Annotated in this window: 21 protein-coding genes and 1 pseudogene; 14 read left to right on the forward strand and 8 right to left on the reverse strand. The window is 42.7% G+C overall.

Annotated elements, in window-relative coordinates; all coding sequences use genetic code 11:
* Positions 1-11: 11 nt before the first annotated feature.
* Positions 12-389, forward strand: coding sequence for a hypothetical protein (locus NPUN_RS37775; RefSeq protein WP_052304629.1), 378 nt, complete (start codon positions 12-14; stop codon positions 387-389).
* Positions 390-425: 36 nt separating this feature from the next.
* Here NPUN_RS37775 and NPUN_RS17615 read toward each other — a convergent pair whose 3' ends face one another.
* Positions 426-1,364, reverse strand: coding sequence for an NAD-dependent epimerase/dehydratase family protein (locus NPUN_RS17615; RefSeq protein ID WP_012409863.1), 939 nt, complete (start codon positions 1,362-1,364; stop codon positions 426-428).
* Positions 1,365-1,644: 280 nt separating this feature from the next.
* On the opposite strand from NPUN_RS17615, the gene NPUN_RS17620 reads away from it, so the two are divergent.
* The 7 genes from NPUN_RS17620 to NPUN_RS17650 all read left to right on the forward strand — a co-directional run bounded on the left by NPUN_RS17620 (position 1,645) and on the right by NPUN_RS17650 (position 8,845).
* Positions 1,645-2,799, forward strand: coding sequence for a glycosyltransferase (locus NPUN_RS17620; protein WP_012409864.1), 1,155 nt, complete (start codon positions 1,645-1,647; stop codon positions 2,797-2,799).
* A 98-nt stretch (positions 2,800-2,897) separates the two neighbouring features.
* A complete protein-coding gene (locus tag NPUN_RS17625) occupies positions 2,898-3,656 on the forward strand; it encodes an undecaprenyl-phosphate galactose phosphotransferase family protein (RefSeq protein WP_012409865.1) in 759 nt (252 codons plus the stop codon).
* Between the two features lie 362 nt (positions 3,657-4,018).
* The gene (gmd, locus tag NPUN_RS17630; protein WP_012409866.1) at positions 4,019-5,098 is read left to right on the forward strand and encodes a GDP-mannose 4,6-dehydratase; all 1,080 of its coding nucleotides are present in this window, start codon (positions 4,019-4,021) and stop codon (positions 5,096-5,098) included.
* 24 nt (positions 5,099-5,122) lie between these two features.
* A complete protein-coding gene (locus tag NPUN_RS17635) occupies positions 5,123-6,067 on the forward strand; it encodes a GDP-L-fucose synthase family protein (RefSeq protein ID WP_012409867.1) in 945 nt (314 codons plus the stop codon).
* Positions 6,068-6,140: 73 nt separating this feature from the next.
* Positions 6,141-6,716 carry a 5-formyltetrahydrofolate cyclo-ligase gene (locus NPUN_RS17640; protein WP_012409868.1) on the forward strand — a complete coding sequence of 192 codons (576 nt, stop codon included), beginning with the start codon at positions 6,141-6,143 and terminating at the stop codon, positions 6,714-6,716.
* 37 nt (positions 6,717-6,753) lie between these two features.
* The gene (locus tag NPUN_RS17645) at positions 6,754-7,764 is read left to right on the forward strand and encodes a catalase family protein (protein ID WP_041565488.1); all 1,011 of its coding nucleotides are present in this window, start codon (positions 6,754-6,756) and stop codon (positions 7,762-7,764) included.
* 244 nt (positions 7,765-8,008) lie between these two features.
* Complete coding sequence (locus tag NPUN_RS17650) at positions 8,009-8,845, forward strand: carbohydrate ABC transporter permease (protein ID WP_012409870.1); 837 nt, start codon at positions 8,009-8,011, stop codon at positions 8,843-8,845.
* A gap of 47 nt (positions 8,846-8,892) precedes the next feature.
* Here NPUN_RS17650 and NPUN_RS17655 read toward each other — a convergent pair whose 3' ends face one another.
* Positions 8,893-9,546, reverse strand: a complete 654-nt coding sequence (locus NPUN_RS17655; protein WP_012409871.1) for a sugar transferase — start codon at positions 9,544-9,546, stop codon at positions 8,893-8,895.
* Positions 9,547-9,990: 444 nt separating this feature from the next.
* Positions 9,991-14,061, reverse strand: coding sequence for a hypothetical protein (locus tag NPUN_RS17660; RefSeq protein ID WP_012409872.1), 4,071 nt, complete (start codon positions 14,059-14,061; stop codon positions 9,991-9,993).
* Positions 14,062-14,779: 718 nt separating this feature from the next.
* Between NPUN_RS17660 and NPUN_RS17665 the strand changes: the two genes are divergently transcribed.
* The 3 genes from NPUN_RS17665 to cobT are packed head-to-tail and all read left to right on the forward strand — an operon-like array spanning position 14,780 to position 17,467.
* Positions 14,780-15,481 (forward strand): Crp/Fnr family transcriptional regulator, encoded by a 702-nt coding sequence (locus NPUN_RS17665; RefSeq protein ID WP_012409873.1) that lies wholly within the window; start codon positions 14,780-14,782, stop codon positions 15,479-15,481.
* Positions 15,482-15,494: 13 nt separating this feature from the next.
* The gene (locus tag NPUN_RS17670) at positions 15,495-16,235 is read left to right on the forward strand and encodes a DUF2232 domain-containing protein (RefSeq protein WP_012409874.1); all 741 of its coding nucleotides are present in this window, start codon (positions 15,495-15,497) and stop codon (positions 16,233-16,235) included.
* A gap of 56 nt (positions 16,236-16,291) precedes the next feature.
* Positions 16,292-17,467, forward strand: coding sequence for a nicotinate mononucleotide-dependent phosphoribosyltransferase CobT (cobT, locus tag NPUN_RS17675; protein ID WP_012409875.1), 1,176 nt, complete (start codon positions 16,292-16,294; stop codon positions 17,465-17,467).
* Positions 17,468-17,748: 281 nt separating this feature from the next.
* On the opposite strand, the gene NPUN_RS17680 is transcribed toward cobT, so the two are convergent.
* Complete coding sequence (locus tag NPUN_RS17680; protein ID WP_012409876.1) at positions 17,749-18,117, reverse strand: hypothetical protein; 369 nt, start codon at positions 18,115-18,117, stop codon at positions 17,749-17,751.
* Positions 18,118-18,473: 356 nt separating this feature from the next.
* Here NPUN_RS17680 and NPUN_RS17685 point away from each other — a divergent pair, with 356 nt between their 5' ends.
* Complete coding sequence (locus NPUN_RS17685) at positions 18,474-19,631, forward strand: extracellular solute-binding protein (protein ID WP_012409877.1); 1,158 nt, start codon at positions 18,474-18,476, stop codon at positions 19,629-19,631.
* Positions 19,632-19,691: 60 nt separating this feature from the next.
* Here the strand turns inward: NPUN_RS17685 and NPUN_RS17690 are convergent, their stop codons facing one another.
* The 3 genes from NPUN_RS17690 to NPUN_RS17700 form a co-directional block, all read right to left on the reverse strand.
* Entirely contained in the window at positions 19,692-20,273 is a 582-nt protein-coding gene (locus NPUN_RS17690; protein WP_012409878.1) for a hypothetical protein, read from the reverse strand.
* Between the two features lie 663 nt (positions 20,274-20,936).
* Entirely contained in the window at positions 20,937-22,037 is a 1,101-nt protein-coding gene (locus tag NPUN_RS17695; protein ID WP_202947511.1) for an alkaline phosphatase family protein, read from the reverse strand.
* Between the two features lie 398 nt (positions 22,038-22,435).
* Positions 22,436-25,063, reverse strand: coding sequence for a U32 family peptidase (locus NPUN_RS17700; RefSeq protein ID WP_012409881.1), 2,628 nt, complete (start codon positions 25,061-25,063; stop codon positions 22,436-22,438).
* 207 nt (positions 25,064-25,270) lie between these two features.
* Between NPUN_RS17700 and NPUN_RS17705 the strand changes: the two genes are divergently transcribed.
* Together NPUN_RS17705 and NPUN_RS17710 are read left to right on the forward strand one after the other, a co-directional pair.
* Positions 25,271-25,486, forward strand: coding sequence for a type II toxin-antitoxin system HicA family toxin (locus NPUN_RS17705; protein ID WP_012409882.1), 216 nt, complete (start codon positions 25,271-25,273; stop codon positions 25,484-25,486).
* Entirely contained in the window at positions 25,483-25,713 is a 231-nt protein-coding gene (locus NPUN_RS17710) for a type II toxin-antitoxin system HicB family antitoxin (protein ID WP_012409883.1), read from the forward strand. Before NPUN_RS17705 ends, NPUN_RS17710 begins: the two co-directional genes overlap by 4 nt.
* A gap of 106 nt (positions 25,714-25,819) precedes the next feature.
* On the opposite strand, the pseudogene NPUN_RS39235 reads toward NPUN_RS17710, so the two are convergent.
* Positions 25,820-26,023, reverse strand: a pseudogene (locus NPUN_RS39235) (homocysteine S-methyltransferase family protein); the annotation flags it as partial.
* Positions 26,024-26,054 lie beyond the last annotated feature (31 nt).

The following is a 26,054-nucleotide window of genomic DNA, read 5'->3' on the forward strand; positions in this document are numbered from 1 at the left end:
ATAGTGCTTGTTTGCTTACCAACATCGGTTCTACCCACATTAAACCTTCTGTTGCTAGCAACCTCAGTGCTTCGCTTAATCCTGCAATTCGCCTATATACCAGACTCACTACCACTGCCATCATCACTGGTAATGTTAGTATTCTGTATCTAAAGTTTGTATTGTCTTTTGTTGATAACTGCCGCAGTGGTTTAAAGCTCGATGGTTCTAGTTATGTGTATATTTGTGCTTCTATTTGTTCTATTGCTGGTGCTGGTACTTGGATTTGTCTTCTCAGGTCTGGATTGCTATCTTTTCTCATCCGGGGAGTAGCCATCTTGACAACTCCTTTTGTGTTTCTCTCTACTCCCCTAATCTACCTCTTGTTGTTTACTGTTTCCTTAAGTTGACACCCATGACAGCTGTACGCCCCTAAACATATTTACTCACAAAGCTTGTAAAATCTCCTCATCTACAGAGAAATCAACATCAGCCTTATCTTTTGCATTAGCCAAATAATCATTTTCCAGAGAATTTTGTAACCCAGAAATCAAATCATATTCAGGATGCCAGTTTAATTCTGTTTGTGCTTTGTTCACCGAAGCAAAGAAATGCTGCACCCGCATCGGAAAAGCTTTGCGTTTGCCGAAATCAAACTTTTTCGGGTCGTAATGGACGATTTTTGTAGCATCGGGTGATTTGCCAGCCGCTACAGCACTAGCACGGGCTAAACCATCGAAAGTGACAAAGCGATCGCCAGAGATATTATAAATCTGTCCTATGGCTTGCTTATTACCCAAAATCTGGGTCATTGCTTTTGCCAAGTCTTTGACATGACCCAGCTGAGTAATATGCAAACCATTTCCGGGGATGGGAATGGGGCGATCGCGCACAATTCTGTCAAAAAACCACCCTTCCAACTCATTATAATTACGAGGCCCGTAAATATAAGTAGGACGAATGGAAGTAAAGGGCAATCCCAATTGAGTCAAATAAGCTTCCGTTTCATGCTTACCCTTATGGCGACTTTTGGGATCTACTAAATCTCCTTCGACATGGGGTAGTTGATCGGATTTGAGATAGACTCCGGCAGAACTCATATACACAAAATGTTGCACTCGACCTTGAAAAATCTCTGCAAGTGGTTGAGTATCAGTAAGCTCCCGCCCATTATTGTCAAAAATGACATCAAAGCTTTCTTGTGATAACTTTGCTTTTAATTGGGTAGGGTCAGTGCGATCGCCTATAATTTGTCCTACTCCCTGTAAAGAAGGTGTTGCCCGATTTCCACGATTGAACAGCACCACCTCATGTCCTTGTTCCACTAGTAATTGAGTCAAATAGATACCAATGAACCGAGTACCACCCATAATTAGAATTCGCATAAACTCACCTTTTCCATATCAGTTGTCGTTACAGGAGTAAGCAGTCAGAAAGGGAGTGCAAGGTATGAAGAAACAGGGAAATAATAATGCCCCATGCCCCATACCTCATACCCGATGCCCAATGCCCAATCTGAGGTTATCATCCATCTGGAACCTCTGACGGAAAAATTGCGTCTTATGTGCTAATCTGGGGCGCTTCCCATTAATTAATCACAAGGGGAAACTTTTCAGTTAACGTCATCAAGTTAGCCTTTGTATCTTCCATTTATTCAAGTTAGCTGTGCCCTTGAAATATGCTCTGGTTCATGAGTGGCTGACACCTAAAGCCACCGGTGGTTCCGAACTCGTTGTACGAGAAATTTTGAATCACATTGATGCTGATTTGTATGCTCTGATCGATTTTGAATCCAGCAATAAAGAAAGTTATTTATATAAGCGTCAAATTGGCAAGACGTTTCTCCAAAACTTTCCTTATGCCCGCAATGGTATACAAAAATACTTGCCTTTGTGGCCTTTGGCAATTGAACAACTTGATTTGCGGCATTACGACATAATTCTGTCTTCATCTCATGCTGTTGCCAAAGGAATCCTTACCACTCCAGAACAGATGCATATTTGCTACTGTCACAGCCCTATGCGCTATGCCTGGGACTTGACCTTTGATTATCTGCGTCACAGCAAACTGGGTAGTGGTTTAGCTGGGTGGGTGACGCGATATTTATTGCATCGTTTACGCCAGTGGGATGTATTGAGTGCCAATCGCGTTGATTACTTCATTGCTAACTCGCAACATACAGCTCGGCGGATTTGGCGTTGCTATCGACGAGAAGCAACAGTTATTTACCCACCAGTGAATATTGCGGAATTTCCATTTCTGTCTGAGAAAGAGGACTTCTACCTGACAGTTTCCCGGTTAGTGAGTTACAAGCAAATATCGTTGATTGTCAAGGCTTTCAATCAACTAAAACGACCATTAGTAGTCATTGGTACAGGAGATGAAATGAACAAGATTCGCGAGATGGCAAACTCCAATATCCAAATACTGGGATGGCAACCCGATAATGTGGTAAAAAAATATATGTCTAGGGCCAAGGCGTTTGTATATGCAGCTTGTGAAGATTTTGGGATTGCCCTAGTGGAAGCACAAGCTTGTGGTACACCAATAATTGCCTACGGTGCAGGAGGGGCTCTCGAAACAGTGCGAGATATTCGCTCTTGTGTAGATACAGGGACAGGTATATTCTTCAAGACGCAAACAGAGGCGGCTTTAGTGGAGGCAGTAGAAAAGTTTGAAATGTATGAGGGTTCGTTCAGTTCTGAGTATATGCGATCGCACGCCGCGCAGTTTTCACCGCAAATCTTTGCAGATCGTTATCTAAATTTTGTAAACAAGTGCAACGAAAAAGACCGTTTTCGGAATGATGGTCTTGGTTAATGTCTTATTTTTTTAGGCTTTTGGCAATTTTCCCCAGAAGCACATCATTTTGGCTTTAATATTGGGACTATGTGTGGTGTGGATTATTAAGGAGTATGATGACTGCCCAGAGCTCACTCCTCTCCGGCAAGCGAGGCGTACGGCAAGACACTAGAGCGTCTACGCGTACTTTCTTAAAACGCGGTCAAAAAACAAAGACGCCAAAAGTTAAACCCAAAGGTTTATCTTTTCAGGGTTTAAACGGAGAGTTTGCCAAACGACTGTTCGATATAGTGTTTTCGCTGTCGGTGTTAATTTTGTTCTTCCCCGTCTACTTAATTTTGGCCTTGCTAATCGCTCTCAGCTCAGAAGGGCCAATTTTTTATGTCCAAGAACGGGTAGGGAAAAATTACAAAGCGTTTAATTGTATTAAATTCAGAACAATGGTAAGCAATGCGGACGAAATCCTCATGCAAATGATGGAAACATCGCCCGAGTTGCGACAAGAATTTGAAAGCAGTTTTAAGCTGAAACAAGACCCCCGAATTACCAAAATTGGTCAATTTTTGCGAATTACTAGCTTAGACGAATTTCCCCAGTTCTGGAACGTTTTAAAAGGGGACATGAGTGTAGTCGGCCCCCGGCCCTTAGTAGCAGAAGAGCTGCCAAAATACGGTTGTCACATTGATGAAATTTTAACAATTCGTCCAGGAATTACTGGTTTGTGGCAGGTATCCGGGCGTAATGACATTCCCTACCCCCGGCGAGTCCAGATAGACCTGCATTATGTCAAATTTAGGAATTTCTGGCTTGATTTATGGATCATCTTGAAAACTGTGGATGTAGTTATTTTACCCAAAAATAACGGGGCATACTGATTTAATACTTAGGGGCGATTCTGTGGGGCAGTTAATGCCCCTAAAAATCTGATTTCAAATCTCTATTTTATTCAGTCTTCACAAAACCAGACATATATGAAATTTTGACAAAAAACAACGTACACAAAAAGATTCTTGATATATCTAGTAAAAGAAAAATATACATACTTAAACAATCTTGGTCTATCTAAGATTGAGTTTACGTCTTTAATTGCTTTTTATTAAGTATATTTATTTACGGGAAAAAACCTCATAACAACAAGAACTCGTAGGTTTCCCATTAGGCAATTTAGCAATTAGCTGCTAGCTTGTATCAAATTGCCTGTAACTTTTTAATCAAAGACAATAAGGGATAATTGAGCATGACGCAACAGAAGCGAGCGTTGATTACTGGTATTACTGGTCAAGATGGTTCATATCTAAGTGAGTTTTTACTAGAACAAGGTTATGAGGTTCATGGCATCATTCGCCGGACTTCTACCTTCAACACAGACCGCATCGATCACATTTACGAAGACCCCCACAAACAGGGAGTACGGTTGTTTCTTCACTATGGTGACTTGACAGATGGTACGACGTTGCGACGTATTTTAGAAGAAGTCAAACCAGTAGAGATTTACAACCTCGGCGCTCAATCCCATGTCAGAGTAAGCTTTGATTCACCAGAATATACGGTGGATGCTGTAGGAATGGGGACGCTGCGTCTGTTGGAAGCAATTCGAGACTACCAACACCGGACTGGAATTCAGGTGCGATTTTACCAGGCGGGTTCTTCAGAAATGTATGGTTTAGTACAAGCAATACCGCAAAGTGAGACAACGCCCTTTTATCCCCGCAGTCCTTACGCCTGTGCAAAAGTTTACGCCCACTGGCAAACTGTAAATTATCGTGAGTCCTACGATTTGTTTGCTTGTAACGGCATACTTTTTAACCATGAGTCACCAAGACGTGGTGAAACCTTTGTAACCCGCAAAATTACTAGAGCAGTTGCTGGTATAGTTGCTGGTAAGCAAAAAAAGATTTACATGGGTAATCTAGACTCAAAGCGAGATTGGGGCTATGCGAAGGATTACGTAAAAGCAATGTGGTTGATGTTGCAGCAAGACCAGCCAGACGATTATGTAATTGCTACTGGTGAAACCCATTCAGTGCGAGAATTTTTGGAACTAGCATTTAGTTACGTAAATCTCAATTGGCAAGATTATGTAGAGTTTGATGAGCGTTACCTCCGTCCATCTGAGGTAGATTTATTGATTGGCGATGCTACCAAAGCACGTCAGAATTTGGGCTGGAAAACATCAGTAACCTTTAAAGAATTAGTTTCCTTAATGGTAGAAGCAGACTTACAAGCATTGGGTCACACTTCACCCAATGGAAATGGTTCGCAATTTCCATTAGATATTGCCACTGTTCGTCAAGAACTCGGCGCTTTGCACTTCTGAATTTGCAGCACAGAGGATAAAAATATGACCGCCTTAGAACTAAAAAATCAACGAATTCTCGTCACTGGTGGGTCGGGGTTTCTAGGTCGTCAGGTGATAGATCAACTGTGTAAAGCAGGGGCTGATCGTGAGAAGATTACAATACCGCGATCGCGCGATTGCGATCTGCGTGTCTGGGAAAATAGCCAGCGGGCAGTTGACCAGCAAGACATAATTATCCACTTAGCAGCTCATGTGGGTGGCATCGGTCTAAACCGCGAAAAACCCGCAGAGTTGTTCTACGATAACTTGATCATGGGTACGCACCTGATTCACGCTGCCTATCAAGCTGGAGTAGAAAAATTTGTTTGTGTTGGCACTATCTGCGCCTATCCTAAATTTACCCCAGTGCCATTTAAAGAAGACGATCTTTGGAATGGCTACCCAGAGGAAACTAATGCTCCCTACGGAATTGCGAAAAAAGCGCTTTTAGTTCAATTGCAATCTTACCGCCAGCAATACGATTTTAATGGAATTTACCTACTGCCAGTTAATTTATATGGTCCAGAAGATAACTTTGACCCCGGAAGTTCCCACGTTATTCCAGCGTTAATTCGCAAAGTTCACGAAGCCCAAATTCAAGGAGAAAAGCAACTCCCAGTTTGGGGTGATGGCAGTCCCACCCGCGAGTTTCTGTATTCAGAAGATGCAGCACGGGGGATTGTTATGGGAACTCAATTCTATAACGAATCAGAACCAGTTAACTTGGGAACAGGTTATGAAATCTCCATTCTTGATTTAATAACTCTAATCTGCGAATTGATGGAGTTTAAGGGTGAAATTGTTTGGCAAACTGATAAGCCTAATGGTCAACCCCGCCGTTGTTTGGATACTGAACGGGCAAAGCAAGCCTTTAATTTCACAGCTCAGGTGGGCTTTGAGGAAGGGTTAAAGAATACCATTGAGTGGTATCGTCAACACGCCGCATAACAATGTACTAGTGAATGTCGGTTGTTATAAGCTGGGCGATGCCCAGCTTATTTGTTTGAGGCTATAAATTTTCATGGACAAAGTTAATCATCAACTAAATAAAGCAGAACTACGCCGCACTCTCCTGAAAACACGCCAATCAATATCCGTTAGAGAATGGAGAGAAAAAAGCGATCGCTTATGCTCTCATTTACAAAACTCTACTTTATTTACCCAAGCAAAAACAATACTTGCGTATTTTAGCTTTCGCCAAGAACCTGACCTCAGTCCACTATTTGCAAACACCCAATATCGTTGGGGATTTCCTCGCTGCGTTGATAAATACTTATGTTGGCATATTTGGACACCTAAAGATTCTATTCAAAGTGGCACTTATGGCATTACTGAACCGCACCCTGACGCTCCAATCTTAGATGCTGCCGAAGTGGATTTGATTCTTGTCCCCAGTGTAGCTTGTGACTATCAAGGATATCGCCTGGGCTATGGCGGCGGATATTACGATCGCTTGCTCAGTTTACCGCAGTGGCAGACAAAGCCGACTATCGGAATTATCTTTGATTTCGCCTATTTATCCCAAATACCTATTGAACCTTGGGATAAACCACTACAAGCTATTTTTACGGAAACCGGATTGACTCAGAAAGGTTGAAGCATTCAGGATGATGAAGACACATCATCAAATATTTATGACTAATCCAACGTCATCTACCACTGACCAGGAAGCAATAATTGACGAGATAATAGCAACTAGCCTCCAAGCTCAACAAAAAACAGGCCCAGACCTCCGCCAAATTCATAGTAAAAGTCATGGACTGCTTGGAGGAGAGTTTATTATTGAACCCAATGTTCCTGAAGACTTGAGAGTAGGTTTATTCAAAAAGCCCCAAACCTATCCTGCGTGGATTCGTTTCTCTAGTGGTGGTTCGCCTGAAAAGCGTGGTAAATTCCACTCCGATAGCCAGCCGGATGTTCGCGGTATCGCCATCAAGGTGATGAATGTAGACGGGCAAAAAGTGCTAGATGATGAAGAAAAAACTCAAGATTTTATACTCAACAATTATCCGATTTTCTTGACCAAAGATGTTCGTGATTACGCCGATCTTTCGAGAGCAGGTAGCGGACAACTTAGCCCAGAGCGTATCCAGGAACTTGGTTATGCCTTTGCAATCTTGCAAAAGATTGGCAGCCAGAAAGTAGTAAATCCGCTTTTGATTCAATATTGGAGTATGGCTCCGTTTAAGTTTGGAAATCGCATTGTAAGATTGTCTGTCAAATCTCAACAGCCTGAACAACCACCCGAAAAACTTCCCGAATCAGAAAATTACCTCCGGGAAGCAATAGTCAAATATTTGACTGAAGAAGGTAAAGAAGCATCTTTTGACTTCTTTATTCAGTTTTATGTAGATGATGAAAAAACGCCTATTGAAGACCATGTTAAAGAATGGCAAGAAGCAGATTCACCGTTTGTTAAAGTTGCAACTGTTCGCATTTTTAGTCAGAAATTTGATTTTGAAGAACGCAAACGCTTGGATGAGGGGATGTTGTTTTCCCCTTGGCATACACTGCTAGACCATGAGCCTGTTGGAAGTGTGAATCTCTCTCGCAAGAGGCTTTACAGCGAACTTGCAAAGTATCGACGAGAACAAATTGCCCAACGTTTGCTGGAACCACAACCTTATGTAGCGGTTGAAGATTAACCACTATAATTTGATTTAAAACTGTAGGATGATAGGCTATAAGCCTACTTGATTAGATACGACTTTTGGTGTTGCTGATTTGATGTATCAAAGTTATAAGTTTTGCAACCAAAACTATTGTAGAGGCGTAAGATTTTACGTCTCTACTCTCTACATCTATATGGATTTAGATTCCGACTTATTGAATTTTGTTATTGTAAGCTCCTAAGCACAATCAATTTAGAGTATTTAGGTTATTAATCAAATGCTGAACTGGAAAAAATCACGATCGCAAAATCTGTTAATGTATGCGCTATTGGGAGCGATCGCATTGGTAATGCTCTTTCCTTTACTATGGCTAATTAGTACAGCCTTAAAATCGCCGACGGAAAATATCTTACAGTCGCCGCCACAGCTATTGCCCAGTCAACCTACACTAGATAACTTCTTTAGTGTGTGGAACTCTCTACCTTTTGGACAATACCTGTATAACAGCACTTTGGTGTCAGTGCTGACTGTTGGCTTAAATCTACTGTTTTGTGCTTTAGCTGCCTATCCCTTGGCAAGATTGTCATTTGTGGGGCGAGACTGGATTTTTGTGGCGATTGTCTCCACGATTATGATTCCTTTCCAAATCGTGATGATTCCCCTCTATATTTTGACAGTCCAGTTGGGTTTGAGAAATAGTTATTTAGGAATGATTTTTCCGAGTTTGGCTTCTGCCTTTGGTATTTTTCTGTTGCGCCAAGCTTTCATGAGTGTCCCCAAAGAGATAGAAGAAGCCGCCCGAATGGATGGCAGTTCGGAGTTAGGTTTGTGGTGGCATGTGATGTTACCAGCAGTTCGACCAGCATTAGTAACTTTAGCTATTTTCGTATTTATTGGTGCTTGGAGTGACTTTTTATGGCCTTTAATTGTCATCCAAGACGAAAATTTATACACTCTTCCTTTGGGAGTCGCAAAGCTAGCAGGGACATTTTCTCTTGACTGGCGGTTGGTAGCTGCTGGCTCAGTAATTGCGATCGCTCCAGTATTATTACTATTTTTATTTTTACAACGTTACATTGTACCCACAGATACTGGTAGTGGTGTCAAGGGTTGAATAAGAAATAGAGATAAGGGAACACAAGAGAAAAACTAATGACTTATTCAATAAGCACCAGTTTTTTTCAATACTACCCAGATAGTTTTAATAATCAGACTCAGGTCATAACTTACAGACCACTTGCGTTGATAATCTATATCCATTTTGACGATGGTTTCAAAGTCTGTAATACTCGAACGACCATTAGCCTGCCATTCTCCGGTAATGCCTGGTTTGACTCGTAATCTATCCCAGTGATGTGGATCGTAATTGCTGACTTCATCAGGAGTGGGTGGACGAGTACCAACTAAACTCATATCGCCTACCAAAACATTCCAAAATTGGGGAAATTCATCTAAACTGGTACGCCGCAAAAATTTACCCATAGGAGTAATGCGAGGATCGTCAACAGATTTAAAGATGTGACCTTTGGCTTGGTTTTTAACCAAATGCTTGACTTTATCGGCATCTACGATCATGGAGCGGAATTTCCAGATGCGAAAAGTTTTTCCGTTCAAACCACAGCGAATTTGAGAATAAAATATTGGGCTTGGCTCATGAATAAAGGTAGCAATCGTCACAAGAATTGCTACTAGAAACGTGATTGTTAGCCCCACAATGGCTCCAACAATGTCAATTAACCGTTTTCTTACACTTAAAGTTGAAGGGTGTAAAGGCTGTTCCGAACAATTAACTGAATAAAGAGAAAGATTATTCACAAGGTCTAACTTATTTTATAACAGGGGTTTTGGCATCAGTAGTGTAGACGTGGAGATGATAGATAGACAATTTTTGCTGCTCTTGTCTTTACCACTGAGTGTTAATATACACAAAATTCAAACAATATAAAAACCTAAAACCCAAAGTTTACAGAATCTTCCAATTGAAGTTATAGATTGTAAATTTACAGTATTTTCATCGACCAAATAAAAAAGGTATTGCTAATGGTACACATCAAAAAAATTACCATACTTAAGTACTAGTAGTACTTTGCAAAATTCAAAATGCTTATGACATAATACTAACCATTTGTGAAACAACACAAAATCAAGCTTGCTCAGGCTTGAGACAATATCCCGTTGTTCTGGAGCAAGCTCGAATTTAATAGTTATAAGCATTTTGAATTTTGAATAGTATCCTGATTTCTAGGGGATGTACTGGTCTCAATAATGAACCTCTAAGGCGAAATTCACTGTATATGGTTCCTCTAATGATTGCTGATTACTAGCTTTGATCGCATCTAGATAGCGACGTAAATACAACAGTTGTTGGGAATTGGGACGATAGGTGAGGCTCCCTTGTTTTTCAAAAAGTGGTGCTGTGGCGATCGCCTGATAGTCAGGATTTTCTTGTGAACTCTTGGTTAGCCAAGTTGAATCTATAACTGAAGGTATCAATCCCGAAGGCAGTTCACCTTCCAAAAAAGCTAGCAGGCGTTGCTGACAAGTGCGAGTATTGATTCCACGACCCTCAAATAACTGGATAACTTCACCGAAAGATAAGGGACGATCTGGTAGCAGCCGCAGCAATTCGGTAAATAAGAAATAATCAGTGTACTGTTGTCTGGGTATATCTAATATCTGGGGATGTAAAGGCAGCATCGCCAAACCATAAGCAACCCGGCTGCAATTAGGAGCGCCATTTTCGCCGAGATATAAATCTTGAATAATCTTGGCGCTGGGGAGTTTCTGCTTTAACCAACGGTTTACTGTCCCAACACAAGCCACACCACCAGTCAGGATAGCTTGATTAATAGATTCTGTCGGGATACCACGAGCTACCAATAATTTGTTGAGTTCTCGATTCAGGCGGCGCACAAAGGGGATAAATACCTGGCTTTCTAAGTCTCGTCGCTGCAAAATCCACTGCTGATCGGCTAATTCCAGGGTAAAAGATTCTTGGTGCTGCAAAATCAGCTTCAGAGCTAGTGCCGCATCTAATACCGCCTGTCCCAGTAAAGAACTTTCTAGACGCTGCTGAAGACGAATCCGTGCGGTAATATCTGGTTCTCCGACTCTCGGTAGTTCTAATTCTTCCAACCCTAAACTCTGCCAGCGCATTTGGTCTAAACCGGGAATTGACGGTTGCCATTGCCAAGGATTACTGCTGGTAGTTTTGCGTAGGCGTAGCTCGCCGCAGGCATCGCTTTGTGTTTCTAGGCGTGATTGCCGAGATTTAGGCGGTAATAGCAACTGGCAAATAATATCTTGTTCAATTCCCTTGCCAGCATAAGCAAAACTATGGAGCATGAAATCATTGTATGTCAATTGTGGTAAGCTTTCTGGGACATCAACTAGCAACATTTCTGTGGCAGTTGTCCCAATGTTGATTACCAGAGTGTTACCAACAATCGGATGTTCGCTGGTTTTTGCCGGATGAGAACCTTGACGTTGACTTAATTTTACTTGCTCACCGTTAGCAGCATTGAGTTCTGGGAGTAAACTAGCGATCGCTTCTTCTACAAAAAAGACTTGCTGCGGATGTTGGATGAGTTTACTGGTCAGTAAAGCTTCCCGCACATTAAAGCGGTATTGTTCCGACCAGCTAGATGGACAGGTGCAAATCACACCAGCAATATTATTGATAATCTGCGGAAAATCTTGTTCGCCGATCCCAACAGCAGCAGCCATTAAACTAGGGGTGGTACAAGTTTTTTCGGATTTGAGGGTTAATAGTAGTTTAGAGAGCGATCGCACAACCCAAATTAAAGGTCCTGCCGAAAATTCATTTAATTGCAAAACAGGTTCCCATTTTTGCCGTTCACTCTTATAGGGAATGGCTACTTGTAAATAGGGCTTCAACTGCGCCGAGTAGAGGTTATTTGTTGTCGAATCTGCTGTTGATTTACGTGTTTTAGGAGTAGCCGACTGGTCAGGTGCTTTATCTTGAGCAACAGCCGCAGGTGCTGTTTGCTCATGGACTTCTATACTTTCACTTTCACCCTGGGGTATAGAAGCTGTAGGAAGATAAACCTCTGTTGGCAAACGAAATGATTCCTGGAAGGAACTTGTTCCCGGCGGATTTTCTGCTGACCAGTAAATAGGATGTACAACAAAAGTCGAGCGATTTAATAATGCGGCAGAAATTCCGGTTGTACCTAAATCAATTCCTAAATACCAAACTGGTTCTAGAACATTGAGCGAAACTTCTGGATTGTTGATGGAGTTGGAAATTGAAGAGAAAGAACTGTCTTGAATAGGAGTTGTGATTTCCTGTTTTTCTTCAGTTTCTACCTGGGTAACTGTCAAACTTGATAAACCCGCAGTTGAGGTATTTTCTGTTTGCAGCTCAGGGTAAATTGTAGGGATTGTGTCTTGAGTTTTATCAATTAGTTCTGAGACAATATCCAAATTGGTAGCTGGCTGCAAATCAGAATTTAGCTGCCGATCAAAATTAGCCAAATCTCGATCTAATTGCTGCAACTGTTCTTCATCTAAAGAAATATCAGGTACAACTGGAGTCTGGTTTAACTCAACAGAAAGCAAGTTTTCTTGTGGTGAGGCAGCAATGTAGTTATCTAAAAAAGGGTCTGGCGGATCATTATTGCTTAATATTCCCGGTGGAGCGATACCTTCGGTGGGCTGCTCTACGAGAGGCTGCGCGTAGCTTGCTTCCCCGTAGGAGTATGCCAAAGCAATTTCTGCTGCTTTCGGAGTAACTGGTGCTGTACTTGTGCCATTATCCACAAAGGATGATACTTCCAGCAATTCCTGTTCACTACTGGCATCAGTCAATAGATCAGTTAGGGTATTAATTGTATCAACACTAGCTGGCTGAGTGTCTAGTTGCGTGGGGGAACTATCTGTTTGTGGTGTAGAAAAACTCAGAGGCGAATCTAGCTCAGTATCCTCTTCAAAAAATAGTTCTTCCTGTGGCTTTGATAATGAATCTGTGGCTTCTACTAAAGTCTCTTGAGCTGAAATACTTGTATCTGGTGTCACAACCGCAGAATCAACGTTTTGAGGGACAGATGGACTCTCAGCGATTTCTAATGTTGATTGGGAGGCTGTGGAAGCAGATAAGTCATTTGTCGATACATCAAGACTTGGGTTATTAACATCACCAATACCAAATAAACTGGCATAAAGTTGATCTACTTCATCACCAACTAATGCTAATGCAGAAACATCTTGCAGTAATTCGGTCGGGTTTTCGGAAGATTGAGATGAGTCTATACCAAGCTGCAACAGCACTGCATCCAGATCCTCTGTGAGCGTAGTATCCTGTTGCTCAGAATTAATTGTGAGTGGAGATGAAGTTTCTGGCAGGATTTGCTCTAAGAGTTGAGATGCAACTTTAGGAGCGATCTCGGCTGGGTCAGGCAATGATGATATATCAGATTCTACCCTTAGCAAATATGGCGGGGAAATAGGGGATTGTTGCTGTAAATGCTGGGTCAAATTGTTGAGAAAGCTGGCCATCAACTGTTCGCCTTGCATACCCTTGCTATGCATTCTTGCCAGTGCTTGCGACAGTGATTCGTAATAAGTATTAATATTGCGCTGTAGTGCCTCAAAGACTACATTCACAGTTCCATCTAGTGATAATAGGCGTTGATCCAACTCCCTAGCTAGCTGGGTTAACTGCTCCACACGGTCTACTGATTCTAATAAAGGTTGAGTTGCAGAAGTTGCGTGATTAGTTGCTTCTGGAGAAATAACGGAATTTTCCCCAGGTTGTGCTAACAGTGGCGTTACAGTTGGCACCAGCCGATTCATGAGTACCTGTAAAAACTCGGTAATCATTTGATCTTGGTTTGTCAACTGTTGCGCTAAAGAGTAGTTTTGCAATCGCCTTTGCTCTAGTTGCCTAATTTCTTGCATGAGAGTGGCTCGCTCTTGCAATAGCCCTTCTAATTCCGATCGCAATGGCTGAATCAAGCTCGAAAATTCACTTTTTAATTGTTCGGCTGCAACAGGACTCTGTTCCTGATTGGATTCGAGCGGCGGTAGGGGATACTGGCTATAACCTCGATCAAGAAATTTTGTTAATAAAGGCGATGACTCCGCCAACGCCAAGGGCGAACGCGGTTCTTCGGAAGAATCATTTGGAATATCGCTCTCTAATGCTTCTTTTTCTTGGAGCCTCACCAAGAAGTTGCGAATCCGTTCTAGAACTTCTTTAGGTTCCTGCCCCTGACCAGGTAGAAATCTAGACAAGCGCTTGCCACCACTGGCAAGTAAGTTGTCAATGTCTGCGATCAGCTTTTGAATTTCATCTGCACTGGAAGTCACTTTTATTACCTTACCTAAAAACGTATGTCAACTAATGTGACAATTAATTTACAGTCACCGTACCCCTGCGCGGAAGTAAACTCCCATAGGAGAAGTTTTGAGTGGCAAAAGCTTCTACTTGGACTTGTAACTGTCATTATGTTATGGATTACTGGGAGTCGTGGCAATCTTCAGTCAGCGTTTGTTTAAGAAGCTTTGTTTTGCCGCTGATTGGTTGCCCATTTTTGAAAATGGACATGGGGAAACAAACTCTTTTTCTGGTATAATCGTACATCTTGATATCAATGCCGTAAGCGAAAAATCAAGCTCATAGGTACACGTCGCAAAAGAAAGATTTATTTGAGTCTTGAGAATCATGACTCCCGCCCTTGGAGGGAATGCAAGACAATAAGACTGTGATGTTCTCTTGGCTATTCGTGATTAATTGAGAAGCCCTGACCACACCGCCTAGCGGTTGGTGTGTGGTAGTTCATCTAATCAAGTTTGCAGTGCAGCTAGCCCTTGAGCAATACAACCGTCGGCTATAAACTACTTTTTGCAAAACTTTTACCCCGTTTAAACTTATAGGTAAAGATTATTTAGAAAAAGGTTGTTGTCGTATTCTTATGTAGCATAGTTTAGTTTTCTCTTTTAAAGGGAGCTGTGCTTTGATGACTAAGGCTAGAAATGGCGCTCTTGTTTGTTGTGTGTACATAGCAGCTTCAATAAAAATGTCGTAATGGAAGACCGATATAGCTTGCAAGCACAGGCTAATCCCTGGATGATCACCTCCGCTCCCTTTTTTCAAGGGTTGCCAGAACCTGCTGTGGAATCAGCCCTTATCCATCTTGTTACCCGCACTCACCCAGCCAATCAGGTAATTCTGCTAGAAAATGACTGGGGTGGTTCTGTGTATTTTATTATGGACGGATGGGTCAAAATCCGCACCTACAATCTGGAAGGTAAAGAGGTAACGCTAAATATTCTTGGTAAAGGGGAATTGTTTGGTGAAATGGCGGCGCTAGATGAAGTTCCTCGCTCCACAGATGTGATTACCTTAGCCCCAACAGTAATTGGCAGTATGCCTGCTCAGGATTTTGTCAAATTACTTCAGATAGAACCATTGGCTGGAGTTCGATTGGCGCAATTAATGGCACGACGTTTGCGGCAAGTAAATCGCCGATTGCGTTTGCGGGAATCTGATAGCCAGTCACGAGTGGCAGATACGTTGCTATTTTTGGCAGAAGGGCAGGGAAAAAAAGGGCAAACAGGAACGGAAATCCCCAATTTACCTCATCGAGAATTGAGTAGTTTAAGCGGACTGGCACGGGAAACTGTGACACGAGTATTGACAAGGCTAGAAAAAAAAGGCTTGATTAAACGGGATCAAGACACTATTTGTATTCCCGATTTGTCAGCCTTGGAAAGAATGATAGTTTAAGAACTTGTCAAATATGAGTATTTTAGATTCTCTGCCAGATGAACCTGAGGAAGAACCATCACCTGAATCTTCAACTCCCCACAATCATTGGTTAGACAAAGAACAACAGTTAATGCCTCCTCAACTCAAGGCTGATGCGCCGTTGAGGATGGTAGAAACGGCATTTTTAGCCAGTACTGCTAGCTTAATTTGGTTTATTAATTTCTATTTTCCCTTGGGCCCAGTTTTACGGATATTTTTTCCGGTTCCCATCGCTCTAGTTTATCTGCGTTGGGGCAAGCGTGCAGCATGGATGGCAGCACTCACCTCTGGGTTACTGCTGACTGTACTGATGGGGCCAGCCCGTAGTTTGCTGTTTGTCATGCCCTACGGGTTTATGGGGGTGCTTTTGGGAGCGACATGGTATCGTCGTCGTGTTCCCTGGATTGTTTCTATCACCTTGGGTACGCTGTTGGGTACTTTGGGGGTCTTTTTTAGACTGTGGTTGCTGTCTGTTTTGTCGGGTGAAGACCTGTGGATTTATGTGATTACCCAAGTGACTGAGTTCATTGAGTGGGTATTTTTGAAGCTGAGTTTATTGGCGAGTCCCAGCGTGTTTTTGATTCAAGTGGGAGCGATCGCTCTAATTTTACTCAACAACTTTATCTACCTTTTTGTGGTACACCTCGCAGCATGGTTTCTTTTTGACCGTCTGGGCAATCCCATTCCCCGTCCACCACGCTGGGTACAAGTCCTCATGGATTATGAGGGATAGTTATTTGTCATTAGTCATTAGTCATTTGTCCTTGGTTAAATAATTAGTCCTAACTAATGCCCAATTCCCAAATTCGTATTTATACCCAAAAAGAACAAGGTGAAGAATGGCTACGACGATATCGTGGTTGTCTGCCCGTATTTGGATGTGTTTTAGGATTTACTGAAACTGGTTTAATTCCAGGGATTTCAGCAGCCGGTCGTACTCCAGAGGATCGGAAATATACCGCTTGTGCCGATGCCGAGTTTTTGTACTACGGCCCAGAACATAAGCCCCAACATCCGCTACCATCTTTAGCGGCTGGGGCTTCACCTGTGCTGATTTCTCGCGCTGTCTTTGAGTCACTAAAGATACCAGTTCATTTGTTTAATGCTGGTTTACCCCACCCTCCGGCTGTGCCATTAATTGACTTGGGTGGCGCTTCTGCTAAGTGTTTAAGTGGAGGTGCTGCTATGGAAATTACAACAGTACACCACTTGTTTAAACAAGGGCTACTTTGGGGAGAACGCCTTGCTGCCAATATGCAACAGAGTTATGTGATTTTTGGTGAATGCGTCGTCGGAGGTACTACAACTGCCCTGGCAATCTTAACTGCTTTGGGTATAGATGCTGCTGGAAAAGTTAACAGTAGCCACCCTATTTGTAACCACGGACAAAAGTGGGCACTAGTGCAAGCAGGGCTAGAGAAGATAATGGGGAGCAGGGGGCAGGATGAGATATTTCAATCTCAAATCATGACTTCCGTAGATCCTCTAAAAATCGTGGCTGCCGTGGGCGATCCCATGCAGGTGGTGGTAGCTGGGATGGCGATCGCAGCTAGTCGTAGTTGTGGTGTAATGCTTGCTGGTGGGACGCAAATGCTGGCGGTTTATGCTCTGATGAGTGCGATCGCTCAAGCTTACGCCTTATCATGGCAACCAGAAGCAGTAGTTGTAGGCACAACCCGTTGGGTAGCAGAAGATCCTACTGGCGCTACAGTTGACTTAGCCCTCAGCTTAGAAAAAGGCAACTTGATTCAGAGTGGAAGAACCCCTTCCCTATTAGCAACTGATCTCAGCTTTGCTGATTCTCGTTATCCTCAACTGAGAGCTTATGAGCAGGGCTTTGTGAAAGAAGGTATGGGCGCTGGGGCAGCTTGCATAGCCGCCCATCTTAGCCAAAATTGGCAGCAAGACCAACTTTTAGCAGCTATTGAATCTCAGCTTGAACGGTTAAGTACAGCATTTCATTAATTCATAAGGAATTAAATTTGTTAGGACTTTGTATCCCTCTGCGCTTTCTTAAAAACTTCCATTTGTTTCATAGTGAGGAATGCACTAAAAGCTTACGATAGTACACATCACACTATTACATATATTTACGTAATAGTGTGTTTTACTTTTCATCAATTTGATAGCTGGATTAGTTGCTTATACTTAAATATATGCCCACAAAACCATCACTTGATATTGAGCCTAAAGGCTTGTCTTCCATACCTACAGGCATTTTTTAATCCGTTCAACTTAGGTTAAATTTAATGAATTCTTTCTCTAAGTAATTGTTCTTCCAAGGCAGCAATGCGATTGTATGCTGCTGTTAACTGCGCTGTTAGTCGTTGTATTTGAATTTCTGGTGTTATATTATCTCCACTTTGACGATGCATATCTAGATAAATACCATCTGTTAATACATCCTTGTGTTCCATTTCTGGATTTAAACTGATACGTCTGAGCTGATAGCCTCCAGCCGCACCATTTTCCTGATAATTATCCTTGGCTTGTGTATTTGCTATGGAACACTCTGAGAAAGTTTGAGTGACTTTAGCATCAAGCTGCTCAATTACTTGACAGAGGGCATCCAGTTTTTCGCTTAAAGTCAGGATCTGTTGCTGTAATAGCTCCATTTAATACCTTTATCCGTACATTTTCTATATGTTATTCAATTTACTCCCAACCTTAACGATACTTATGGATTATTTAAGTATTGATAATTTTTGGTGCAAATGTGACATTTAAATCATTATTTCTAAATGTAGGTAAAGTTTGAATACAAGTACCACTAATGAAATTTATGGAGATAAATTCACTTTTAGGTAGTAATTTGCTGATAGAGTTGCTATTTTAAGTCAAATATTCCAAATTATCGGTATTAACAACAGAAAACTCCAATAATTTTCCAACTCCGCTTTTTCACCTAGTCAGCCTCTGGTGAATCTCTGCTTAATATTAGGTATAATCAAAAATCTTAAATCCAAAATCAATGGATCGACGGTCTTTTTTGCTCGGTACAAGCACACTGGCACTTTCACAACTGCTTTTTGGCTGTGGTGGAAACAGGCAGACGCAACTAAAAGTACAGTTATTAAAAGGTTCTATACCTGGTCAGGTGGTGAATCAGTTCCACAAAGGTTTGCAGCAACAGGTGCAGTTAAAGTTTGCCCCAGTCGACCAGATAGAGGATTTATTTCAGCAATTACAAAATTGGCAGAAAAAACCAAAAGCCACCGATGAACAAGGATGGAGTCGCTTTATACCCTTTAGGCAAGGTCAAAAAACGGCTGATGCAGACCTCGTGACATTGGGAGATTACTGGCTAAAAGCAGCTATTGGGCAGAAACTGATTCAACCACTCCAAGAGTTACAGGGAAACCAATTAAAGCAATGGTCTACTTTAGATGAAAAGTGGAAAAAATTAGTAACACGCGACGACCAAGGTAACTTGGATACTCAAGGGAAGGTGTGGGGTGCGCCTTATCGGTGGGGTACCACGGTGATTGTTTATAACCGTGACAAGTTCCGAGAATTGGGATGGACACCCAAAGATTGGAGTGATTTGTGGCGAGATGGAATGCAGCAACGCATTTCCCTGCTTAATCAACCACGAGAAGTTATTGGTCTGGTCTTAAAGAAGCTAGGCAAATCTTACAATACAGAGAATCTTGACCAAGTACCAAACTTGGAAAAAGAATTACAGACATTAAACCAACAGGTGAAGTTCTACAGTTCTAATAACTACTTAGAACCTTTAATTATGGGAGACACTTGGCTAGCGGTTGGTTGGTCAAGCGATGTACTGCAAGTTCTGGGACGTTATCCGCAACTTGGCGCAGTTATACCCCAGTCAGGAACAGCAATGTGGGCGGACTTGTGGGTGCGTCCCGCAGGTATTAATAAGGGTACTTTATCAGATCAATGGATTGATTTTTGTTGGCAACCAAGTATAGCTAAACAAATTTCGGTGTTGACTAAAAGTAATTCGCCAATTTCTACAAATATTGCCGCTTCCGACATCCAAGAACCAGTACGGAGTTTGTTACAGAGCGATCGCGAAGTTTTAGATAAAAGTGAATTTTTGCTTCCCTTACCGCCATCTGCAATAAAACAATACGAGTCTTTGTTCGCCAAAATGAAGGTTTAATTGGGCATTGTGCGAATTAGGAGGTAAGGGCGATAATTTTTCCCTCTAACTCCTAACTATTTACTGGAGAGAACGCTGTAAGCCTATCTTGTTCTTAACAGTTGTTTGGATACTGCATAAAGCTGGACTTGTACTAAAGTTGCAAGTATAAGTTGCTAAAGGTTCCTTTTGATAGTTAAATACCCGGACATTGTAACCAAAGTTACGTGCAGCGCTACCTAAGCGATTTACGAAGTCGTAGCGCTCTATATACTCTAGTAAGCTCCAAATTTGCTGATTCACGATCAAGTCTACTCGTGCAGGTTCCTTGCCAGAGGCTGGATATGCTATCCAATTATCTAACAGTTTTTTCTCAGAGTTTTGTTGTGCCCACCATAAACTCGGAACAGTTAATCGTTCTGGATCAATTGTGTTAGCTGTGATTACATAGTCTTTTGGCTTGGTCAATAAGTCTAGTTGTAAAGGCGCACTCGAAGGCGAAGGTATAGAGCGGGTTTGTGCTAGCGAGGGCGACGGGATTAGTAAAGTGGTGAGGGCAATGGTTAGTAGTAATGAAAATGATGTTTGGCGATCGCTGCGCCAACACCTGCCGTAGGATGTCCAAGGGGCTGTAGGGCGATCGCACAATTTAGGTATATGCATAGCTGATACTATATCGTAATTCGTAATGATGCTCTCTACGATACGTTGCGCGTAGCTTGCTTCACTGTAGGAGTACGAATACTCACTAACGTAATTCGTAATTAAGGCATAAGCCAAAACTCGCACAGTTTAAAGTTTAATGGCAACGATGCGAATTTTTCGATCATCTGTTGTCCAAGTTCCTTGTTAATACAGTGTTGGTCTCAGATATTCTTCAACGACGGGAATTACTTGTATTTGTTGCTCGCCAGAAAGTCCTGTTAAAAAACTGCTGGCAGACACCTAAATCCAGTTTGCCATACCTGCTTCTGTTTCTGCTAGAGGAGTTGAATGAGCAAAAAGCATGGCATGAATTCGAAGCATTGCCGTTCTTGGAGACTGGCGTACTCACCAATACTAGGGAAATACCAATTTAGGTCTTTGTGCAGAAATATAAAATGTTTCTAAGGGGCTTTCCAAAGCTGTGGCGATGTGAGACAGAAAAAAGCTGAAAATCTTATAAAAACGTACTTTTAGTTTCAGTATCTTCTCAAGATTCAATTCGAATTGTTATAGAACTTAATAGAAGGTATTTGGTTAAAACTAAATAGTTTCATTTGATACAAATGCTAATGCTTTTTGGGTTGAATTGTCCTTAAATTGAGTGCTTCTCTACAGCGCGAATTACTCGTCTTTATTTGTCCATTGCCTCCGTCCCTTCGGAGTGAGTGCCCCTTCCTTAAACAAATCCGAGAGGTCGTTGGTGTTCGGTGAGTTTGCATCACCCAAAAACTTGCCGTCTGGTGCGTATACACCGAAGAGTTCCTCCCAGCTCTTCAGGTCGGACGAGTGGGTATAATTTACGAAGCTTTCATAGGCGTTACCCTTGGCCAGAGGTGAGATCACGATTTCCTCTATGGTGTGGCTAAAGTCATTCTGGTTAGTACCTTCAGTCTCATCCCACCAGATCACAATCGCGCCACCGTCCTTGTAAGCAGCCGAGGACATAATCTGCGGAATTATCTTGGAAAGAAAGTTGTCACCCTGTGCAATTGCGGCCAGATCGCCTGTGTAATGCACCCCATTATAGTCAAAGCCATCTTTCAACGCAGTGTGTGAATCATTGAATTGGTCTGGTGTAATCAGGGTATAACTAGCAACTTTATTATGAGCAAGGTCTTCTTCTAATTGTTGCAATGGTGCATATTTAGATGCTAGGGGGTTTGCTGGTGTTGGGTCGTTACCGCCGTTGGTGTCAGTAAAAAACAGATGACCATCGTGTTTGGTAGCAAAATTATATTGATGGCTACCGTTGTAGGGGTTAGTGTAATCAGGTGATGTACCACTGAAGCTGCTCAGGGGGACAGTCCACTGGTCTTGAGGTAGAACTGTGTTGGTAAGTAGACCATTAGCATTTTTTGCTAGGTTAATGTCTTCTTGGTAGGATTTCCAAGAGATACCAGCCCGATCGAGTAAAGCACTGAGATGGAGTGTAGTATTTTGATTAGTGCCCCCTGGATTTTTGAAAGGGTCATTATCGTTAAGCACGCCGAAGTTATCGCCGGCTTCTTGCCAAATATAGTTTGGCTCGGATGGGTGGATGCTGGGGTTCTTGCCAGACGGTGTAGCTAGGACGTTATGGTAAGCACCAGCGTAGGAGACCTGAGCGGCATTTGGATTTCCGGGGGTTATGAGGCTGTTCTGATAGGGGGCTGCGGGACTGCCGAATATCTGGTTGGGTGCTTTTGTGTCACTGCTTGGTTGCGTGAAGTTATGGTTTTCCATATCTATGACGAAGATATGTTTAAGGGTTCTGCCTCTTTCGACCCTTTGGCCATTTTCGAGCCCTTCAATGTTTTGCGCCACTGCCGCCTGTGCGCTTAGAAGGCTCCCAGCCAGAAACGCAGCGGGAAGAAGCACCCACTTAAATAAATGTATTTGCATTGATTTTTACAAAATCAGGTAAGCCTCACAAAAATAGTGGTATTGGTTTAAGCACTAGCTATTAAAGCTTTAAGGAAATATTAACAGGTTAGTTATTTGGTGATTTAGAAAAGCCGCTCTGCTTTTTTGAGCGAAAGTACTGAGTTCCATTAGCGGTAGCGGGGCGTTTAGCCTGGGTTTCGTCTTAGAGTTAAAAGACTGCCCACTTTAATTTGCTCAGAACTCAGTAGTGAGTGCGGTCAAAGTCCCAATGGGCCACGAGTTACGCCCAATTGATTTTGCAGCTTCAACTCGCGCCATAGTTGGGAACCTGTAATTTCACCCTGCAATAATTGACGATAGCGATGTATTATTTTAGCCACTTGCTCTGGAGTTTCATTTATAAATTCAATACGAAAATGATGTAATCCCAGCTCTATGAGACGCTGTACGTACTCTGCTCCAGTTTGAGCGGTGCCGTTGAATACAGTATTGCGGCAACCTACATCTGCTTTGAGGACATGTTCGCTGCCTACACGATCTTTTAATTTGACTTCCTGCTTTTCACAAGGTCGCCCACAGTTAGTATGATCTGTACCTGTCGATAGAAAAGCACAGAATACGCAGTGTTCCATGTGGAACATCGGTATATGTTGATGGATTGTTACCTCAAACCACTGGGGTGGACAACTGGTGAGCAGGTCTTGTAGTTGGGCAATATTCAGGTCATAAGATGCCGTCAGGCGTTCTAAAGCAAAGCGTTGCTGAAAATAGTCTGCTGTTAAGGGATTAGCAACGTTGAGCGAAAAATCTCCAATACAACGGTCTTGAGCAAAGAATCGCAGTTGGTCATAGTTCCGTATCAGATAGCCATCTGCTTCACAGGCACGTACCTGCTGCAAAATCCAATTTTCACCCGGTTTAGTAATTCGGGGCGGTGCAACCCAGATTGTGGGGAGTGCTGAATTATCAGTTAAAAGTGAAGGATTGTCTGCTTTGTTTTTTTGCTGTTGTTGGCGAACCATTTGCACCGCTTCTCGGTAGGCGCGGGGATCTTCAAATTCACAGTATAGGGTTTCAATACCAGCTTTGAGGGCGGCTTGGAGTTGCTTGAGGTTTCGTACTAAGACGATCAGTGAAGGAGAAGAGAGGGATAAGGAAGATGATGAGGGGAGTAAGTCTTGGAAAGAGACATCAGAACGTAACTGCCAACGTTTAGGTTGACTTCGCAATTCTTCCAACTGCGCCACAATTTCGCGCCTCATCCGGTTCAACTCACTTACGGGCAGCATAAGAGAAGTGCTGAGGTGGTTGGTTAGTTTTTCCAAAACGAAAGGCGTGTTACCGAGACGACCGAATTGTTCTTGTAAACGTTCTGTATCTAAGGGTTTGGTGTGCGCCTCCACCAGAGAAATTGTAGATTCTATCTGGACAATATTACCGAGTCGATCGCGGGCGATCGCAATTAATGGCTGACCGATTTCTCCATAAACCTCTACATCAATGGGACGCTGAAATTGTGGGTTCTCGCCTGCAAAACTTTGACGCAGTTGCTTCTCGAGTTCGGGATCGCTGGTTTTCCAAATGCGATCGCCTATATGCACACGGCGCAGGTTCAAGTCATTTCGCCCAAAGGTCAACATAGCTTCTTTACCCTTGGACACCACAGCATAAACCCGGCCGCCTTCTTCCTTCGCTTCTGGATGACCGCAGTCAAATACAATTCCATCCCCTGGTTTTACAGGCGCTTCCAATTTTACTGTCACCTGTTCGTTGTGAATGCGGGTAACTTCACCTAAATAAACCCCACGTTTTTTACCAAAGCGGGCGTGAACTAGTTCCTGATTATTAATCCCGCCAAACCAGCCCGTGTAGAGTCCGCGAGAAAATGCCATCTCTAAGTTGTAGTGTTCTTGATCTAATTGACCTCTCCCCCAACCCCTCTCCGTTGGCGTAAGCCTGCCGTTAGGCATAGTGGAGAGGGGAGCCTTTATTCCCTCTTCCCTACGAGAGGAGACTAGGGAGTTAGGTCTTGCCAATTCAGTCATCACTCCATCCAGGGCTTGCCGATAAACACGGGTGACATTAGCAACATACTCTGGAGCTTTTAGGCGACCTTCAATTTTGAGACAAGTTACTCCTGATTTCACCAAATCGGGCAAAACATCTAACCCTGCTAAATCTTGAGGACTGAGTAAATATTTGCGTTCTTTTAAATTTACAACTTCCCCATCGGCGATTAACTCGTAGGGCATCCGGCAAGCTTGGGCACATTCACCTCGGTTAGCAGAACGTCCGCCTAAAGCCTCGCTAGTCAAACACTGACCGGAATACGCCACGCACAAAGCACCGTGAACAAAAACTTCCAAGGGCAGCGAAGTTTCTTGTTGGGCAATCTGCTGCTGAATTTTATTGATTTCCTGAAGAGAACATTCACGTGCCAGCACCACTAATTGACAGCCGAGGGACTGAGCAAATTCCACCCCAGCCGCACTAGTGATGGTCATTTGGGTAGAAGCATGGATGGGAAAATCGGGCGAGAGGTGACGGATGAGACGACATATTCCTACATCTTGGACAATGACGGCATCTACACCTGCGGCAATAATTGTGCGGAGATATTGCTGTGCTTCTGCTAGTTCTTTGGGAAATATTAGTGTGTTGACAGTAACATAACCCTTTACACCGCGACGGTGCAGAAATGTCATCAATTGAGGTAAGTCTGCCTCAGTAAAATTTTCTGCCCGCATTCTGGCGTTGAAGCGATCCAAACCGAAGTAAATCGCATCTGCCCCATTTTCCACAGCAGCTTTAGCACATTCCCAGTTACCTGCTGGTGCGAGTAGTTCGGGACGTTGAAGAGAGAGTTGGGGGCGATCGCTTTTCATCAGATTTAGGGTTAAGTAGCACCATAGTGATTTTATCGAAGTTGGTGGGGGATGGTGCGATCGCTATCTCCTCCGTGACAATTTCATTCCTCTTCAGAGATAGCAAAACGGCTCGTTGTGATCGCCTTTGCCAAGTGAGATAAATTAAGCGATCGCTTCCTCAGCTTAATAGACAATAATCACTATGGCGATTTAGATTGAGGGTAGATGCCCAAGAAAATTAGAGAGTTAAAAGCAATTTTGTTGAAAGCCGGATTTGTATATCGTCCTGCAAAAGGTAGTCATACATTCTGGACTCACCCACTTATACCTGATGAACCAGTTACCATTGCTGGAAAAGATGGAGACGATGCACCCCGATATTTGGAAAAGCAAGTCAATCGTGTTTTGAAGCAACTAGGAGAAATAGAGGAAGAAGAATGAACGATCGCTACAGTATGGTAATTCAATGGTCAAATGAGGATAATTGCTACTTGGTACACTTACCAGAATTTCCTTGGCAGCAATTCCATACTCATGGCAAAAGTTATGAAGAAGCCGCTAAACATGGACACGAAGTGATTGAATCTCTAATTGAATGGTATGGAGAACAAGGAAAACCTTTGCCAGAGCCAATTACTTTTCCTCAAAAACCGTTAAAAGTAGCTTAAACCTTTTTTGAAGTATGTAGGCATAGCCCATCGGAGCGATCGCTTTTCATCAGATTTAGGGTTAAGTAGCACCATAGTGATTTTATCGAAGTTGGTGGGGGATGGTGCGATCGCCTTTTTTGGCAAACGCTTCTTCAATAGCATTCAATACCGCTTTAATTTGCAGCACATCTTGGCAAGTTTCCACCCAAAATAAATCGACACCACCATCGGACAGCGCCTCTGCTTGTTCAGCAAAAATAGGTTTCATGCTGTCAAAGTCAATATATCCCAAGGTAGGAAATTTGGTTGTCGGGCCGATAGAACCTGACTGATTCTACACATAGTCAGATGAAATATTT

Origin of the sequence: Nostoc punctiforme PCC 73102 (genome assembly GCF_000020025.1) — a bacterium.
Lineage (GTDB): Bacteria > Cyanobacteriota > Cyanobacteriia > Cyanobacteriales > Nostocaceae > Nostoc > Nostoc punctiforme.